Consider the following 16127-nt stretch of genomic DNA (forward strand, 5'->3'; position numbering starts at 1 on the left):
AAAGCAAATATGGCTAATAAAAGCAGGGGGGGTTGAATTTGCATGGCGACCGAGACGTAATCACTGTCGCCATGATGTTACTGGACGCACGCTGAAACTGCAAAGGAAGCTCGATCATCGGTGATGATGTAGGGCGTCTGGTGATAGCTCGTTAATGTATCGGCTGGCGGGAATATCTTGGGGGCGCCAGTGTGCAATTGCCCACCGGAGTAAGGCCTGGATCTCGGTAATCGTATCCGGGGCGCTGGTTTGCTGCAAATACCTTAGGGCCAAGCGCAGGTTGTCGATAGCGTGGCTATCATCTAATGCTGGGGCAAAACTTTGTTTGCTGAGCTTATGGCCGTCTGCGCCAACGATGACCGGAATATGACAATAGCGCACCGACGGAAAACCTAGCGCCTGTTGGAGGTGGATTTGCCAGGCGCTGGCGTCAAGTAAGTCGACGCCGCGCACGATGTCGGTGACGCCTTGTCTGGCATCATCGACGACGACGGCAAGCTGGTAAGCATAGAGCCCGTCTTTCCGCTTTAGTACGGGATCGCCGATATCGGTTTGGATGCGCGTTTGGTGACCTTGGATTTGATCGGTAAAGTTTACGCTTTCATCTGGTATGCGCAGGCGGAGGGCTGCGTTACTGGGTGTGCCGGGGTGCGGGCATTGACCCGTGTGCAGGCCTTTAGTTTGCGCGAGTTGGCGGCGAGAGCAGGCGCACCAATACGCTAAATTTTGGTCAAGCAGTTGCTGCAGATAAAAATCGTAGGTGGCGCTGGCTTGGCTTTGCCAAAAAACATCGCCATCCCACTGCAGGCCATGCTTGATTAGGCTGTTAATAATTTGCTGGGCTGCGCTGGCTTGTTCGCGTGGCGGATCAATATCCTCCATGCGCAGCAGCCATTGGCCTTGATTGGCGCGAGCATCTAAATAGCTGGCCAAGGCGGTCACAAGGGAGCCGATATGCAGTGGCCCGCTGGGGGATGGGGCAAATCGGCCCGTATAGGCGCTGTTGGGCGAAGGCATTTAGGGCGTTGCGGGCGGCTGACCGCCCGACAGGTTTAGCCGCGTTCCTGGCGTTCTTTGATTTCGTCTAGGGTTTTGCAGTCTATGCATAGTGTCGCTGTCGGCCGCGCTTCTAAGCGCTTAATGCCGATGTCGACGCCGCAGGTAGTGCAGTAGCCGTAGTCGTCTTCATCAATTAAATTGATGGTCGAGTCGATCTTCTTGATCAATTTGCGCTCGCGGTCACGGGTGCGAAGCTCAAGGCTAAACTCTTCTTCCTGTGTGGCGCGATCAGCCGGGTCTGGGAAATTGGCTGCTTCGTCTTTCATGTGACTCACAGTACGGTCAACCTCCTCCATTAATTCTGCTTTCCAGTTCAGCAGGATTTGGCGGAAGTGTTCCTTCTGCTTATCGTTCATATACTCTTCGCCCTTTTTCTCTACATAGGGGACGAAGGTCTTTAAATTCTCAGGTGTGCTCTGTTGTGCAGGCATGGTTGGCCCTCTTTTTTACAAGCCGTTAACCGCAAACCGCGGACATGCGCGGCGACGCTGTGCCGCCAAATCGGCAAAACTACCAGATATGACTCTGCTGCGCCACACGAAATTACGCATTAATGAATGATCTGAGCATTTCAGTACCTTGTTGTGATGATGTTAAGCCACTATGGATAACGTTACACTCCTGTTTTTGGATAATAGGAATAGTATAGGTGAGTAAATCCTTTGCGCGTCGTTTAGCCGATATTGAGCCTTTTCGAGTAGTGGAGGTGCTAACCCGCGCCAAAGCCCTGGCCGCGGCTGGGCGAGATATTATTCATATGGAAGCCGGGGAGCCGGACTTTAGTAGCGCCGAGCCTATTATCCAGGCGGCAAAGGCCTCGCTTGATCGCGGTGAGACAAGCTATACCCCGGCGGCGGGTATCCCCGCATTGCGGGAGGCTATTGCAAGATACTATAAGCAGGATCACGGTTTAGATATCGCGCCTGAACGAATTATGATCACTCCTGGTGCGTCGGGGGCGCTGTTGCTGTTAGCTGGCCTGCTTATTAACCCCGGTGACGGTATGTTGATGACGGATCCTGGCTACCCCTGTAATCGCCATTTTTTACGTTTAGTTGAAGGCGAGGGGCAGTTGGTGCCGGTGGGGCCAGAGGACCGCTTTCAGCTCAGCGCTGAAAAAGCAGAGCAGCACTGGCAGGCAAATACCAAGGGGGTTATGGTGGCCTCGCCAGCGAACCCTAGCGGTGAAATTCTCACGGCCCCGCAATTGCGAGATTTACATGCCCTGTGTGAACGCAAAGACGGATACTTAATTGTAGACGAGATCTACCACGGCTTAAATTACGGGGTGGACGCGCCGAGTATCTTGTCGATTACTGATCAGGCCTTTGTGATCAATAGTTTCTCTAAGTACTTTGGTATGACAGGTTGGCGTTTGGGGTGGCTGGTTGCGCCCGCAGATGCGGTGCCGGAGTTGGAAAAGCTGGCGCAGAATCTGTTTATCTCGATGTCGACTATGGCGCAGCATGCTGCGCTGGCGGCCTTTGCGCCCGAGACACGGCTTATTCTTAATGCGCGCCGAGATGAATTTGCCCAGCGCCGGGATTATTTATTGCCGGAGCTACGTAATCTAGGCTTTGAAATCCCCCATTGTCCCGATGGCGCACTCTATCTTTACGCTGGGATTAAGCGATTTAAAATGAGTAGTCCTGAATTTTGCCGTTCACTGCTGGAGGATCATGGCATTGCGATTACGCCTGGTGAAGACTTCGGCCGCTATCGGGCCGACGAGCATGTACGCTTTGCTTATACCACTGGGATGGAACGCTTAGCCGAAGGCGTGGCGCGGTTACGCAAGCTTTACGGTTGAGGGGTAGGTTTATAGCGCCGCACGCCTGGGTCGCCTGAAGTGCTATCCGAGCGATCGGCGAGGGCGGTAGCCATTGACTGGGCAATGACCTTGGCTCGCTGCTTCATGGCGTCGCAGCGTGGGCCGCGGAACAGCGCGTCGATGCTTGTGTCGAGCAAATACAGCCAGCGGTGAAAGTGATGCTGGCTTATTATTGCGCGGTGGTGGATCTCTTGGTGGCGCTTAAATAATTCGCCGTGATAAATGCGCTCAGAGAGCAATTGCTGCACCCAAAAATCGGTGACTCTCGGCAAATGTTGGTCGAGGGAAAAACGCATAATATCGGTAAAGTAAAAACCAATAATATCGTCGTTGAGAACCTGCTGGTAGAAGTGCCTCAGCAGCGTTTCTATATCTGGACGGCCGCGGATGTCGTGTTTGCTGTCGTGGTTCATAGTCGTCCAGATATGCGAAGCGCAGCTCATCTTGGGTTATCATAAAGGCTTAACAATCTTAGCATGGCTTGGACGCGAGGCCGTTTATCAGTATTTACTGACGTCTGTGTAGCGCAATCAAAGGGGTGGGCATTGAAAAAAACAAGCGAAGAAGCGCTTGCTCTGCAACAAATTATCGCGCGTTTAGATGCGTTTAAGCCGCGCCAGCGCTGGTGGCGGCGTTGGGTAAAACGCTCGGCGGTAGCGCTGATTTTACGTGAGCTAGACGATCATATCGAAGTGCTTATGATTAAACGCGCTGATCGCGAAGGCGATCCCTGGTCTGGGCATATGGCTTTTCCCGGCGGCAGAATGGATCGCCAGGATGTGACGGGCCTGCGGACTGCGATTCGCGAGACTGAAGAGGAGACGGGTATTTATCTCGAGAAGGCCGGTCACTGTATTGGCCGTCTTTCGGATATTGTGACGCGGCCACACTCTGGTCGTCAGCCCATGGTGGTAACACCGTACGTGTTTAGGCTGCATACCGCTGTCAGTATTGAGCCTAATCACGAGGTCGCCGAGGCAGTGTGGGTGCCAATGCGGTTTTTGATGGATAAGCAAAATCGAGTAACCACCGTGCAACGGCGTGGCCGTCTCAAAATGACCTTGCCCTGTTATAATTACGGGCCTCGGCTTATTTGGGGGATGTCTCTAGGTATGCTCGATGAGCTGTTAGGCCTGATCTAATCGGGTGAGGCTGCATCGCTATCGTTGGAGGGCTTGAGATTTGGGCGTGTCGGCTTGAGTTCGTCGTCTTCGGTATCGGACTCTAGTAGCTCGTTACGCTGGTCTTCCCATAAGAAAATCTTTGTTTCGTTCAGCAGTTTGCGCGCTTGGGTTTGGGGCTTTGCGGCCTCGGCGAGGGCCGCGTCGGGGAGGATGTTTTTGATCCACGCCTGGAATACCGCAAGAATAACGGGGGTTTTCTTGGGGTCAAGGTATTGCCAGCGGGAGCCGTCGAGGATGTTGCCGGAAACTCGCTCCTCTTTGACCGGTAGCCAATAAACGCCGCAGCTAGATAAGCTGAAATCATCTTGGCGACCAAAGCTGATATTGGCTTTGAAAGGATTGAAGGCGTCCTCTGGTGGGTTGTCGATGCGTTGTAGAGCCATAATCCATTGGCTGCCTGGGGGGAATTCCTTGGCCTCGGGGCGGCATAAATTGTCTTTTTTACCCCAAATGCGAATTTGCTCGCGGTACTCACTACCTTGCATTATTTCTTTAATGCTTAAATCAAAGCCGTTGCCCTGTGTGCGGTCAACTTCGCCGAAGACAACAAGGTCGGCATCGGGATAAACGGATTTAAATGGGCCTTGCCAAATACATTCACAGGCGAGGGTGGTCGCGCTGAAGAGCAGGCCGAAAATAATGAACGCGATCTTCAATGACTTTTCCCAGTGTTTTCGAGTTTATTTCGTTAAATCTGCGGCCAATAATATATGGCTCGCAACAGTATTTTAATACTCTCAATAAAAAAGGGTGCAGCTAGTGCTACACCCTTTGTCGTTGTGCTCGGCCGGTTTTAGATGTCGATCACAACGCCAAGGAAGTAACCGTCAACAGTCACGTTGGCTTCTTCGTTATCGTCTTCAAGTTGTACGTCGAAATTGCGGTAGCCCAGCTCTAGACCCACAATGCCAAGCTCATAGCCTAGGGCTAAGGTCATGTCGGTGACTTTGTTGTCACCGTAGGCAATGACATTGCCCAGTGCCGAGGCGTATAAACCGGTCAGTGGTAGTTCAAAGCGAGCGTTCACGTAAGCCATTGGCAGCGGCGCGTCGATCTCGATAGCGCCTTCGCCGCTAGTGCCTTTGATGCTGACTTCGCCGTCGAACATACGCACGGTCAAACCGACGTCGAGGTTTACCCAGTTGTCGAGAATTTCATAGTAAAAGGTGCCGTCGATGTGACTTAAATCGGTGGTGGAATCGACTTCTTCAGATTGGGCATAAACTTTTCCGTCAAAGGTATACGACTTCGTGAGAGTACCCTTTTCACTAATGTCGAGATCCGTGCTTTGCAGGCGTATATTGGGTAACACGGGCACAGGGTGCTCGAGGGCGACGTAGAAGCTTTTGCCGGTTTCATCGTCGTAGCCTAGGTCGTCATTCATGTCGATGCCGTCGGAGCCAGCTTTAACATCACCTTCCCAGCTCTGTTTCCACATATACGCGCCTGCCGTGGCGCCGATGATGTCGGCTTGGCTGCTTACAGAGGCGCTGGCGGCAAGTATGGCCAGTGCGATCAGTCGTTTTTGCATATTCAATCCCCTTGGTAATTGGCTTTTTTGATTATTTATTGCACGGTATTGCTTTAACCATAATCCCTGCGCGTGACAGGGTAAATACTAGTTGTTCAGCAATAATGCCATGTCTTTGGCGAAGTAGGTCAGAATTCCGTCAGCGCCAGCCCGTTTAAAGGCGAGTAGCGATTCGGCCATGACTGTATTTTTATCGAGCCAGCCATTTTGAAATGCCGCGCAATGCATGGCGTACTCGCCACTGACTTGGTAGGCGTAGGTCGGCACGGCTAACTCGTCTTTGACTCGGCGAATAATGTCGAGGTAGGGCATGCCGGGTTTAACCATAATCATGTCGGCGCCTTCGGCTAAATCCAGCGCGCATTCGTGCAGGGCTTCGTCGCTATTGGCGGGGTCCATCTGGTAGTTGTATTTATTGCCACTACCGAGATTGCCTGCTGATCCGACGGCGTCACGGAAGGGCCCATAATAGGCGGAAGCGTATTTGGCTGCATAGCTGAGAATACAGGTATTGATGTGGCCATTGGTCTCTAGTGTATGACGAATGGCGCCGATTCGGCCGTCCATCATATCCGACGGTGCAACAATATCGGCGCCAGCATTGGCTTGCGCCTCAGCCTGCTTGCACAGGGTTTCTACAGTGCGGTCATTGAGCACATAGCCACTGGCATCAATGATGCCGTCTTGACCGTGGGTGGTGTAGGGGTCGAGGGCAACGTCAGTGATAATGCCAAGCTCTGGAGCGGCATCCTTAATGGCTTTGATCGCACGTTGGGCGAGCCCGTCGGGGTTGTACGCTTCTTCGGCGAATAGGGATTTTTTGTCTGTACCGACGACTGGAAATAAGGCAATTGCGGGAATGCCTAGCGCAGATAGTTGCTTGGCTTCGGCGGCGAGTAGATCAATGCTCAGGCGCTCAATGCCGGGCATGGAGCCAACTGCTTGGCGCTCACTGCTGCCTTCGCAAACAAACATGGGGTAGATCAGATCGCTCACAGTCAGCTGGTTTTCGCGCATTAAACGGCGCGAGAAATCATTGGCGCGCAGGCGTCGCATGCGAGTGGCGGGGAAGGCGCCGCGGTGGAGGGACTTACTCATAGCTGGCTCTCAGTTTAAGTTGGCGAAAACGCGTTCTGCTATATCTAATGTGTCGGCGATATCTTGGTCGCTGTGGGCGGCAGATAAAAAGCCGGCTTCGTAGGACGCTGGTGCGAGATAAACACCGCCGTCGAGCATGCCGTGGAAGAAGCGATTAAAGCGCTCTATATCGCAGGCCATGACCTGTTGATAATTGGTGACTTTTTCAGCGTCGGTAAAAAACACGCCGAACATGGTGCCGACGTGATTGCTGGTCATGGGAATGCCTGCCGCTGCCGCGCGCTCGCGAAGGCCGGCAACTAATTTGTCAGTTTGCTTGAACAGTGGCTCGTAGAAGCCTGCTTGTTCGATGTGTTCTAACATACACAGGCCTGCGGCCATGGCGATAGGGTTGCCAGATAAGGTTCCCGCCTGATACACCGGCCCGCTGGGTGCGATATGACTCATGATCTCGCGTTTGCCGCCAAAGGCAGCGACGGGCATGCCGCCGCCAATGACTTTACCGAGACAGGTGATGTCAGCGGTGACGCCGTAATAGCCTTGAGCGCCTTGCAGACCAAGGCGGAAGCCGGTCATTACTTCGTCAATAATAAATACGCTGCCACTGTGGTCGCAGCATTCGCGCAGGCATTCTAAAAAGCCGGGAATCGGCGGCACACAGTTCATGTTGCCGGCAACTGGTTCTACGATGACGCAGGCAATTTGCTCACCAAATTCTTTGAAGGCCGCTTGTACGCCCTCAATGTCGTTGTAGGTGAGGGTGATGGTGTGCTCGGCGAGTGAGGCGGGCACACCGGGTGAGCTGGGTACGCCCATGGCAAGCGCGCCAGAGCCTGCTTTAATGAGCAGGGAATCTGAGTGGCCGTGATAGCAGCCTTCAAATTTAATGATTTTGTCGCGGCCGGTGTAGCCCCGGGCTAAGCGAATGGCGCTCATGGTCGCTTCGGTGCCGGAGTTCACCATGCGCACCATGTCCATGCCGGGCATGATGCCGCAGAGTTTGGCGGCGAGTTGGGTTTCGATTTCGGTGGGGGCGCCAAAACTCAGACCCTTTTGTAGTTGCTCCGTCACCCGAGCAATGATTTCGGGGTGGGCGTGGCCGAGCAGCATCGGCCCCCATGACAATACGTAATCAATGTATTTTTTGCCGTCGACGTCAAATAAATAAGGGCCTTTGGCGTGATCGATAAATCGCGGGATACCACCGACGGCTTTAAAGGCGCGAACCGGGCTGTTAACACCGCCAGGGATAAATTGGCGTGCGACTTCAAATAACTGTTCTGAGCTGCTCATAAAAAGGCTTCTTGTAATGAATAAATGAAATTCGGCGATATCGGCGGGTTATTATCCCGCGCCGAGCGCTGGCTTAAAAGGGTTTCAGCACGGCGAGTAGCACAATGGCAAACAAGGCGAATACCGGTGCTTCGTTAAACCATCGATAAAAAACATGTCGGCGCTGATTTTGGTCGCTGGCAAAGACTTTAACAAGGTGACCGCAATACAGGTGGTAGGCGATTAGCCCGACAACAAACACCAGTTTTAACTGCAGCCAGCCGGCTTGGAGATAATAGTTGGGCTGCTGATAAATCATAAGTACGCCAAAGACCACGGTTAAAATGGCAAAGGGAGTGACAAAGCGATAGAGCTTACGCTCCATGATTTTGAACTGGTCGCGAGTCGCTTGGTCTTCACTCATGGCGTGGTAAACAAATAATCTGGGCAGGTAAAAAATACCGGCAAACCAGCAGATAAGAGCAATGATGTGGAGTGCTTTTAGCCAGAGCATAAAAAGAACCTAAGTTTTAGAATCGAATGGGTAGGTTGTAATAATCGGATAAGCCTTCTCGAGTAATAATACCTTCGTCAGGTGGCCCTTGGCGCTGGTAGGTGTTGTACACAAAAAGGCTGTCTAGACCTTCTTTGTTCATGGTTTCCAGTGCCTCCATTAGCGTACCGTTAATCTCAAAAATGGCCGCGCGCCGGCGATGCTCCAGCGCGGCAAGCAAGTCGACGGTCTGCGCTTCGTCGAGCTTCGTTGTGCTGATAAGTGGAAACCAGTGTTCACGGTGAACGATGATACGTTGCTCCTCGGCGTTGGTAATAACCAGCCAGCGAACCGGCGCGTCGAGTAGCTTTTCCTGCTCTGCTGCCGTTAGGTGCTGACTAACGTGACGAAGGTTTCTGTCCATTAACGCGGCGGCGCTGGTGCGCAGTAGGGCCAGTGTCAGCGGGTTGGATCGTACTGCCTGCTGCATGGCGAGGAGCGTGGTTTGGTGGGCCGACTGTAGGCCAAATAATTCTTTGTGTATTAAATGTGCCGCAATGACGGCCAGCATCGCTGGGAAAATAATGTTGAGATTGTGAGTGAGCTCAATAATGGCCAATAATGCCGCTAACGGGGCGTTGAGAATGGCGCCCATGACGGCAGCCATACCCATGAGCACATAAAAACTGTGCTCCGCAGCCAAGTTTGGGAAAAGCTGGGCGCCGATGCCCCCTATGGCGCCGCCGGCAAAGGCCCCGACCAGCAGGCTTGGGCCAATGATGCCAATAGGCATGCCGAGACCGCAAGATACTGCTGTAGCGGCGAGTTTGAGCGCCATTAGTAGCAGTAAAATTTGCAAACTGTATTCGCCGACCAGGGTCGCCTGCAGGCTGTCGTAACCAATGCCCAGTATTTCTGGGGCCAGCAGTGCGCATAATCCGGTGAACAGTCCTGCAAGGCCAAGTCTCAGTAAGATTGGGCGATTTATTAACCGCAAGCATTGTTGTTGGGTCAGCACAAAAATACTGGAGAGGAAGCCCGCCGCGCAGCCAAGTAATGCAATAAAAGGTAGTTCAAGCAGGGAGGTCATCGTAACTTGGCTGGAGGGCAGAAATACCACGGCCCCAAACACGGCTTGCGACAAGGTTGTTGCTGTTACGGCTGCGAGAATGACTGGAATGAAACCGGCGACAGTGTATTCCATCATCACAACTTCCATCGCAAATATTACGCCGGCGATGGGGGTATTGAAGGAGGCGGCAATAGCGGCTGCGGTACCGCAGGCGGTCATTACTCGGAGGCTGTTGTTGGGTAATTTAAGTTGCGCGCCAGCTTGGCTGCTTGCACCTGCGCCAATGTGCACTGCAGGCCCCTCGCGGCCGCCAGATTGGCCAGTGAGCAGCGCGATCAATCCACCGACAAACTGAACGATAATATTTTTAAATGGCAGGCGTCCGCGGCCATTATGTAGCGCGGCGATAACGTGGGGGATACCTGTAAAGCGGTGGGCTGGGGCGACGAAGGTCATTAGTAAACCGAGTAGTAGGGCTCCGCTGACCGGTAATATGAAGTACCAATGGCGGGGGAGGCCTTCGAAATTCTCGGCAGATTGGCCTGGGAGCCAAGCTTCTAATGGCCACTCCAGCATCAGTCGAAAGATAATCATGAAAACGGCGGTAATCGCGCCGGCGGCGAGACCGAGGATGGCGTAGGGTAGCGCGGCATCGGGGCTGGCGAGCCGGCGCCGAAAATTGACGATGCCTTTATTCAGCATGTTCGGCGAATTTGATCGATGGGAGTGTGAGGCATATCGGTTTCGCGTGTGTCCTACAAATCAAGTATTATAGAGGTCCTGACGCCATAGGTATAATGGCGTTCCGAAGTGAATTTATATTTTCCACAAGTATGGCGGGGGATAGCGCGTGTTAAAGGTTGGGATTGTAGGTGGTACGGGTTATACCGGTGTGGAATTGCTGCGCTTATTGTCGACTCATGCCGAGGCCGAAGTGGTTATGATTACTTCGCGTGCAGAAGACGGTGTTGCTGTTGATGAGTTGTTTCCTAGTTTGCGCGGGGCAATGGATCTGCGTTTCTCGACGCCGGATGTGAAGTTGCTCGCGACGTGCGATGTGGTGTTTTTCGCGACGCCCCACAATGTTGCCATGAATATGGTGCCGGAATTACTGGCGGCGGGAACTCGCATTATCGATTTGTCGGCAGATTTCCGCATCACTGACGCCGATTTGTGGTCTAAGTGGTATCACGAAAAGCACGTTTGCCCCGATGTTTTGGCCACCGCAGTCTATGGCTTACCCGAGCGCAACGCTGAAAAGATCCGTAACGCCAAGTTAATTGCCTGTCCTGGTTGTTATCCAACGGCGGTGCAATTGGGGTTGATCCCTTTACTTGAAGAAAAACTGGTTGATCCTAGTCGCTTGATTGTTAGTGCAGCATCCGGGGTGAGTGGTGCTGGCCGCCAAGCCAAGATCGACAATTTATTTACCGAGTTGTCAGAAAGCTTTAAGGCTTATGGTGTTGGCGGGCATCGGCACTTGCCAGAGATTGAGCAGGAGCTTGCGCTCGCTGCGAATGGTCCGGTGGGTTTGACGTTCACGCCACATCTGTTGCCTCAAGTGCGGGGTATTCACGCGACGATGTATGCTGAAATGCTGGATCCCGCAGTGACCTTAGACGAAGTCCAGTTCCTGTTTGAAAAGCGTTATGCGGATGAGCCTTTTGTCGACGTTATGCCGCTGGGCAGCACGCCCCAGACCCGCACTGTGCGGGGCAGTAATATGTGCCGTATAGCTTTATATCGCCCGCAGAACAGGGATACTCTCGTGGTGTTGTCGGCAATCGATAACCTGGTTAAGGGTGCCTCGGGCCAGGCGATTCAGAACATGAATATAATGTTCGGCTTGCCAGAAACGATGGGGTTGCAGGGCTTGGCGCTACTGCCGTAGTGAGTGTCTTGGGGAATACCCTATAGAAAGACAGTGGCGGTTAATTCTTGACTGATTTAGTCGGGAATTGGATAATCACCCTATTTACGGCGCCAAGCGGCGTCGTTGGTTTGTGAGGTGGACTATGTCTGCAGTTGAACAATTTACCCCTACGGTGCTGACCTTGACGGACCGGGCGGTGGCGAAGGTTAAAAATTTGGTGGCTGAAGAGGCCAATGATGAGCTGAAATTGCGAGTGTTTGTCACTGGTGGTGGCTGTTCTGGGTTTCAGTACGGCTTCACCTTTGACGAGCTTGCTGAAGAAGACGATACCTTGGTTGAGAAGGACGGTGTTGTTGTCCTTGTAGATCCGCTGAGCTACCAGTATATCGACGGTGCCCAGCTTGACTATACGGAAGGGCTTGAAGGCTCTCGCTTTGTGGTCAGTAATCCCAATGCGAGCACTACCTGCGGTTGTGGTTCGTCGTTCTCGGTTTAATTGCGCTATTGTTTCTTGGCATTAATTAGCCGGGGAAAACTGCTCCTAAGACTCTCAAGCCTTTTGCTCCCGTTGCGGCGGGAACGTTACCGGATAAACTCTCAAGCCTTTGCTTCGCTAGCCATGCAAAGGCCGCGGCTTCTACCCAGTCTGGGTGGATGCCCAGCTCCTCAGTGGTAGCCACCTTCTGGTTTGGCAGTAAAGCTTGAATGCGCGATGTCAGGGTGCGATTGCTGCTACCCCCTCCGCAGATAAAAACTTCAGTTCGCCCGTCGCTACTCTGGTTGATGGCGTCACAAATACTACTGGCAGTCAGCTCCAGTAAAGTCGCCTGAACATCCGCCGCTGGAGTACTTGGTAGTGATTCCAGAGTGGCTAATAGTTGAGTCAAGTTAAACTGCTCTCGGCCTGTACTTTTTGGGCCGCGTATTGAGTAGTAGGGATCTTTTAGTAGGGTGTTTAACAGTGCTGGATCTACCCTGCCGCTTCCTGCCCATTCGCCATTGTGGTCAAAGGCTTTGCCATGGCAGTGCATAATCCAGCTGTCCATCAGGACGTTGCCGGGGCCGGTGTCAAAGCCGAGTATCTCACCGTCGGTCTTTAGCAGGCTGATGTTCGCCATGCCGCCGATATTCACAATTACGCGTTCATGCTCTGGGCTGCCAAAGGCTGCGGCATGGAAGGCGGGTACCAGTGGAGCCCCTTGGCCGCCGGCGGCAATATCTCTGCGGCGGAAGTCGGCGACGGTGGTGATGCCAGTGATTTCGGCAATGGTGTTTGGGTCGCCAATTTGCAGGGTAAATGCAATGTCGGCTGCGCGCTGGCTATCGGGTGGTCGGTGGCGCACGGTTTGGCCATGGGAGCCAATTGCTAGAATTTCTTCGGGCTTGATTTTGGCTGCTTGGCATAGATCTAGTGCAGCGTGGGCAAATAGTTTACCCAATTCACGGTCGACTTGGCCCAGTATTTCGATCTCCGCGGTCGTGCCACCACAAAGCGTGAGTATTTTTGCTTTAAGTGGTGCTGGCAAGGTCGCTGAGTGGTTCTGCACTAATTGGATATTATTGTCGGCGATGCTTATAAGTGCAGCGTCGACGGCGTCTAAGCTGGTGCCAGACATTAAGCCAATATAGTAGTGTTTAGCCATTAGCCTGCATCAGTGCCGGTGTAGCTACGTTGCGCCGCATAGGTTCTTAGTTGCAGTTGCATGCCAGCGATTTGCGCTTTGAATTCAGGCATGGCGCCAGCGGCGACTTTTTTCGGTGCAGGCAGCTGCTTGACGATAGTTGCTGGGTTGCGATGCACGCCATTGAGCAGAAATTCATAGTGTAGGTGTGGTCCCGTTGCGTAACCGGTGGAGCCAACCCAGCCTATGGTTTCCCTCTGCCGAACGCGATTGCCTTTAGAGACTGCGCGCTTGTGCAGGTGTAGATATTTAGTCATGTAGGCTTCGCCGTGTTTGATAAACACATAGTTACCATTGGCCTTCGAGTAGCCGGCATCAGCGACGCGACCATCACCGGCAGCGTAAACGGGGGTGCCTCGAGGTGCCGCGTAATCAACCCCTCGATGTGGGCGAACAGTTTTGAATACGGGGTGCAGGCGTTTTGGGTTAAAGCCAGAGCTGATACGGGTGAAGTCTAGTGGTGCGCGTAAAAAGGCTTTGCGCATGCTTTCGCCAGCTTCAGAGAAATAGTCTACTTCACCCTGTTTGTTGATATAGCGGTAGGCTTCAAAGGATTTTCCGCGATTAAAATACTGGGCGGCGAGAATTTGGCCGCTGCTCAGTAGCTCCCCGTTCAAATAAAGCTCTTCATATATAACAATAAAGTAGTCATCTTTGCGGACGTCATAGACAAAATCGAGTACGCCACCAAATATATTGGCCAGCTCCATGATAATGCCTTGGCTTACCCCGGCATCTTGCGCGGCTTTATACAAAGAGGAGGTAATGGTAGCGCTGGCAACCCGCTGGCGAATTTCAGGAGTTTCCGTCATTTTCGTGGTCGTGAAGCCGGTCACGCCGCGCTCAAATACCAAGCTGTTTAACTTATCAACTTGGAAGCTCATGGCGTCGAGTTGGCCATTGTCGCCAATTTTAAATGACAGAGACTGGCCGGGGCGAATTCTATTCAGTTCTTTGGCTTTTGCTGAACTGGTCAATAGCTCGTGCAAGTCTTGGGGAGTGAGGTTCGCGCGCGCGAAAATTGCCGAGAGGGAGTCGCCGTTTTTTACTGGAATTTCCTTCCATGCCGGCTCTGCAATGGCTGGAGCTTCTTCGGGCGCGGCCACTCTGGTGCGGCTTGGTGTTAGCTCTAGGTCAAGAGGGATTGCGGTGCGTTTGGCTTCGGCGTTTTCACCGGGCAATAATAGCAGTGCTAAGCCAAGGGCAATGAGGGTCGATGCCGCTAGTGCAAGGTGGCGACGTGGAAACTTGCCTGCGGGTTGCTTGCGCATAGCATGTCGTTTTGGAGTCCAGTTCTGCATAGTTTCGCTACTTCATACCTTGCTGGTGATTTTTTGCTCAGTATAACAAATGTACAGGTTTGCTAAACGTCGTATTAACCGAAAGTTAATGTAGATTCTAGCTTGTGGCTGAGTGCCTGTCAGCTTTTCTCGGTTTGCATTTCGGTATGGTTGTTGTATCTTGCCGCCTTCTCAATCAGTTTCTAGGCATTGCAGGCGCCGTAACCGGCGGTGTTGTGCGTATTCTTTATTATGAAGGTCGACGGTATGACAGCGGTAAATGCAGAATTGCTCACTGAATTAGAGGCTCGCGGTTTGGTGGCGCAAATGACAGGTGAAAACGGTTTGTCAGAATACTTGTCGAGTGAAATGCGTACGCTCTACTGTGGGTTTGATCCAACTGCCGATAGTCTGCATATAGGCCATTTAGTTCCCTTGTTGGCGCTGCGGCGTTTTCAACAAGCAGGTCATAAGCCAATCGCTTTGGTGGGCGGCGCTACGGGGTTGATTGGGGATCCAAGCTTTAAGGCTCAAGAGCGCCAGCTAAATACGCCGGATATCGTTGCCAATTGGGCGGATCGCCTTAAGGGGCAGGTGTCGCGTTTTATCGATTTTGATTGTGGCGAGAATGCCGCCGAAGTGGCTAACAACCTCGATTGGTTTGGCGAAATGTCGGCGCTGGAGTTTTTGCGCGATGTGGGTAAGCACTTCACCATTAATAATATGATTGCTAAAGAGTCGGTTAAGCAGCGTCTAAATAGAGAAGGTTCGGGAATCTCCTTTACCGAGTTCAGCTACTCTTTATTGCAGGGTATGGATTTCTCCGAACTGTATAAGCGCAATGGCTGCACTCTGCAGTTAGGTGGTTCGGATCAGTGGGGCAATATTATTGCGGGGGTGGATCTCACTCGTCGTCAGCACGGTGTTGCTGTTCATGGTTTGACTATGCCGCTGGTCACCAAGTCTGACGGTACGAAGTTTGGTAAAACAGAGTCCGGTACGGTTTGGCTAGATGCGGATAAAACATCGCCTTATGCTTTTTACCAGTTTTGGTTGGGTACGGCTGACGCCGATGTGTATAAATTCCTTCGTTACTTTACCTTTTTGTCGCTGGCTGAGATCGAAGCGATTGAGCAGGCAGACAAAGAGGCGGGGCGCCCTGGCGCGCAACGAATTCTTGCTGAGGAGATGACGAGTCTCATTCATGGTGATGAAGAGTTGGCTGGTGCGCAGCGAATTACCGAGGCGTTATTTTCTGGCGATTTGGCGGAATTATCGGCAAGTGATCTTGCTCAGCTGCAGTTAGATGGTTTGCCTACGGCGCTTTTGGATCGGGCGGAGCTTGCCGGTCGACCGCTTACTCAGTTGTTGGCTGACATCGGCATGGGTGCGGGTAAGCAAATAAAAGACGCTTTGGGGCGCAATGCGGTGCAAGTAAATGGTGTTGCGGTCGGTTTGGCTGACAATATGGCGGCGGAATCTGTCTTTGCGGCATCTAATGCGCTGTTTGATAAGTACTATGTTATCAAGCTAGGTAAAAAGAAATACCAGATGCTGGTCTTTAAATAGGCGGTTTATGTCGTTAGCTGCGTGATATTTAATCAGATCGTTCGTAAAATGTACGGCTTTAAAACTATTTTAAAATCATTTCAGAAGTGTGTTGACTCCCAAGCTAGCGTGTCTATAATGCGCCTCCTCAACTGCTGAGGCGGACTTCACCGAGGTGCGGGACGCGATTTAGATAAGCAGTTG

Annotated in this window: 16 protein-coding genes; 5 read left to right on the forward strand and 11 right to left on the reverse strand. The window is 52.5% G+C overall.

What is annotated here, in order from left to right; translation table 11 throughout:
* Positions 1 to 114 precede the first annotated feature (114 nt).
* Both gluQRS and dksA read right to left on the reverse strand, forming a co-directional pair.
* Positions 115 to 1017, reverse strand: coding sequence for a tRNA glutamyl-Q(34) synthetase GluQRS (gene gluQRS, locus ABYT30_RS07300; RefSeq protein WP_373095784.1), 903 nt, complete (start codon positions 1015 to 1017; stop codon positions 115 to 117).
* A gap of 35 nt (positions 1018 to 1052) precedes the next feature.
* Positions 1053 to 1490 carry an RNA polymerase-binding protein DksA gene (gene dksA, locus ABYT30_RS07305; protein WP_373080237.1) on the reverse strand — a complete coding sequence of 146 codons (438 nt, stop codon included), beginning with the start codon at positions 1488 to 1490 and terminating at the stop codon, positions 1053 to 1055.
* A gap of 218 nt (positions 1491 to 1708) precedes the next feature.
* Between dksA and ABYT30_RS07310 the strand changes: the two genes are divergently transcribed.
* Entirely contained in the window at positions 1709 to 2869 is a 1161-nt protein-coding gene (locus ABYT30_RS07310; RefSeq protein WP_373095786.1) for a pyridoxal phosphate-dependent aminotransferase, read from the forward strand.
* Here ABYT30_RS07310 and ABYT30_RS07315 read toward each other — a convergent pair.
* Positions 2860 to 3303: a group III truncated hemoglobin gene (locus ABYT30_RS07315; RefSeq protein ID WP_373095788.1), complete on the reverse strand. Its 444-nt coding sequence runs from the start codon at positions 3301 to 3303 to the stop codon at positions 2860 to 2862. The genes ABYT30_RS07310 and ABYT30_RS07315 overlap by 10 nt on opposite strands.
* 132 nt (positions 3304 to 3435) lie before the next feature.
* Here ABYT30_RS07315 and ABYT30_RS07320 point away from each other — a divergent pair, with 132 nt between their 5' ends.
* Entirely contained in the window at positions 3436 to 4032 is a 597-nt protein-coding gene (locus ABYT30_RS07320; RefSeq protein ID WP_373080231.1) for a CoA pyrophosphatase, read from the forward strand.
* On the opposite strand, the gene ABYT30_RS07325 is transcribed toward ABYT30_RS07320, so the two are convergent.
* The 6 genes from ABYT30_RS07325 to ABYT30_RS07350 all read right to left on the reverse strand — a co-directional run bounded on the left by ABYT30_RS07325 (position 4029) and on the right by ABYT30_RS07350 (position 10242).
* A complete protein-coding gene (locus tag ABYT30_RS07325) occupies positions 4029 to 4730 on the reverse strand; it encodes a hypothetical protein (RefSeq protein ID WP_373080228.1) in 702 nt (233 codons plus the stop codon). The two genes, ABYT30_RS07320 and ABYT30_RS07325, sit on opposite strands and share 4 nt — an antisense overlap.
* Positions 4731 to 4867: 137 nt before the next feature.
* Complete coding sequence (locus tag ABYT30_RS07330; RefSeq protein ID WP_373095789.1) at positions 4868 to 5605, reverse strand: TIGR04219 family outer membrane beta-barrel protein; 738 nt, start codon at positions 5603 to 5605, stop codon at positions 4868 to 4870.
* Between the two features lie 87 nt (positions 5606 to 5692).
* Positions 5693 to 6703, reverse strand: a complete 1011-nt coding sequence (hemB, locus tag ABYT30_RS07335; RefSeq protein WP_373095791.1) for a porphobilinogen synthase — start codon at positions 6701 to 6703, stop codon at positions 5693 to 5695.
* A gap of 9 nt (positions 6704 to 6712) precedes the next feature.
* Positions 6713 to 7996, reverse strand: a complete 1284-nt coding sequence (hemL, locus tag ABYT30_RS07340) for a glutamate-1-semialdehyde 2,1-aminomutase (protein ID WP_373095793.1) — start codon at positions 7994 to 7996, stop codon at positions 6713 to 6715.
* Between the two features lie 73 nt (positions 7997 to 8069).
* Complete coding sequence (gene hemJ, locus ABYT30_RS07345) at positions 8070 to 8489, reverse strand: protoporphyrinogen oxidase HemJ (protein WP_373095795.1); 420 nt, start codon at positions 8487 to 8489, stop codon at positions 8070 to 8072.
* 16 nt (positions 8490 to 8505) lie between these two features.
* Positions 8506 to 10242 carry a chloride channel protein gene (locus tag ABYT30_RS07350; protein WP_373095797.1) on the reverse strand — a complete coding sequence of 579 codons (1737 nt, stop codon included), beginning with the start codon at positions 10240 to 10242 and terminating at the stop codon, positions 8506 to 8508.
* Positions 10243 to 10390: 148 nt separating this feature from the next.
* On the opposite strand from ABYT30_RS07350, the gene argC reads away from it, so the two are divergent.
* Both argC and erpA read left to right on the forward strand, forming a co-directional pair.
* A complete protein-coding gene (gene argC / locus ABYT30_RS07355) occupies positions 10391 to 11431 on the forward strand; it encodes an N-acetyl-gamma-glutamyl-phosphate reductase (RefSeq protein ID WP_373080212.1) in 1041 nt (346 codons plus the stop codon).
* Positions 11432 to 11555: 124 nt separating this feature from the next.
* A complete protein-coding gene (erpA, locus tag ABYT30_RS07360) occupies positions 11556 to 11909 on the forward strand; it encodes an iron-sulfur cluster insertion protein ErpA (RefSeq protein ID WP_373080210.1) in 354 nt (117 codons plus the stop codon).
* 25 nt (positions 11910 to 11934) lie between these two features.
* Here erpA and ABYT30_RS07365 read toward each other — a convergent pair whose 3' ends face one another.
* Both ABYT30_RS07365 and ABYT30_RS07370 read right to left on the reverse strand, forming a co-directional pair.
* Positions 11935 to 13056, reverse strand: a complete 1122-nt coding sequence (locus tag ABYT30_RS07365) for an anhydro-N-acetylmuramic acid kinase (protein ID WP_373080207.1) — start codon at positions 13054 to 13056, stop codon at positions 11935 to 11937.
* Positions 13056 to 14366, reverse strand: a complete 1311-nt coding sequence (locus ABYT30_RS07370; RefSeq protein ID WP_373080204.1) for a peptidoglycan DD-metalloendopeptidase family protein — start codon at positions 14364 to 14366, stop codon at positions 13056 to 13058. The genes ABYT30_RS07365 and ABYT30_RS07370 overlap by 1 nt, the downstream gene beginning before the upstream one ends.
* A 276-nt stretch (positions 14367 to 14642) precedes the next feature.
* Between ABYT30_RS07370 and tyrS the strand changes: the two genes are divergently transcribed.
* Positions 14643 to 15944 (forward strand): tyrosine--tRNA ligase, encoded by a 1302-nt coding sequence (gene tyrS, locus ABYT30_RS07375; RefSeq protein WP_373095799.1) that lies wholly within the window; start codon positions 14643 to 14645, stop codon positions 15942 to 15944.
* Positions 15945 to 16127: the final 183 nt, after the last annotated feature.

The sequence above is a fragment of the Zhongshania sp. genome (genome assembly GCF_041623545.1).
Classification (GTDB): Bacteria; Pseudomonadota; Gammaproteobacteria; order Pseudomonadales; family Spongiibacteraceae; genus Spongiibacter.

What these genes read in the sequence shown, in the direction of transcription:
- ABYT30_RS07370 (WP_373080204.1), bottom strand. Translation starts at nt 14,366, where the DNA reads ATGCGCAAGCAACCCGCAGGCAAGTTTCCACGTCGCCACCTTGCACTA.
- hemL (WP_373095793.1), bottom strand. Translation starts at nt 7,996, where the DNA reads ATGAGCAGCTCAGAACAGTTATTTGAAGTCGCACGCCAATTTATCCCT.
- ABYT30_RS07330 (WP_373095789.1), bottom strand. Translation starts at nt 5,605, where the DNA reads ATGCAAAAACGACTGATCGCACTGGCCATACTTGCCGCCAGCGCCTCT.
- gluQRS (WP_373095784.1), bottom strand. Translation starts at nt 1,017, where the DNA reads ATGCCTTCGCCCAACAGCGCCTATACGGGCCGATTTGCCCCATCCCCC.
- dksA (WP_373080237.1), bottom strand. Translation starts at nt 1,490, where the DNA reads ATGCCTGCACAACAGAGCACACCTGAGAATTTAAAGACCTTCGTCCCC.
- ABYT30_RS07365 (WP_373080207.1), bottom strand. Translation starts at nt 13,056, where the DNA reads ATGGCTAAACACTACTATATTGGCTTAATGTCTGGCACCAGCTTAGAC.
- tyrS (WP_373095799.1), top strand. Translation starts at nt 14,643, where the DNA reads ATGACAGCGGTAAATGCAGAATTGCTCACTGAATTAGAGGCTCGCGGT.
- erpA (WP_373080210.1), top strand. Translation starts at nt 11,556, where the DNA reads ATGTCTGCAGTTGAACAATTTACCCCTACGGTGCTGACCTTGACGGAC.
- hemJ (WP_373095795.1), bottom strand. Translation starts at nt 8,489, where the DNA reads ATGCTCTGGCTAAAAGCACTCCACATCATTGCTCTTATCTGCTGGTTT.
- ABYT30_RS07315 (WP_373095788.1), bottom strand. Translation starts at nt 3,303, where the DNA reads ATGAACCACGACAGCAAACACGACATCCGCGGCCGTCCAGATATAGAA.
- ABYT30_RS07350 (WP_373095797.1), bottom strand. Translation starts at nt 10,242, where the DNA reads ATGCTGAATAAAGGCATCGTCAATTTTCGGCGCCGGCTCGCCAGCCCC.
- hemB (WP_373095791.1), bottom strand. Translation starts at nt 6,703, where the DNA reads ATGAGTAAGTCCCTCCACCGCGGCGCCTTCCCCGCCACTCGCATGCGA.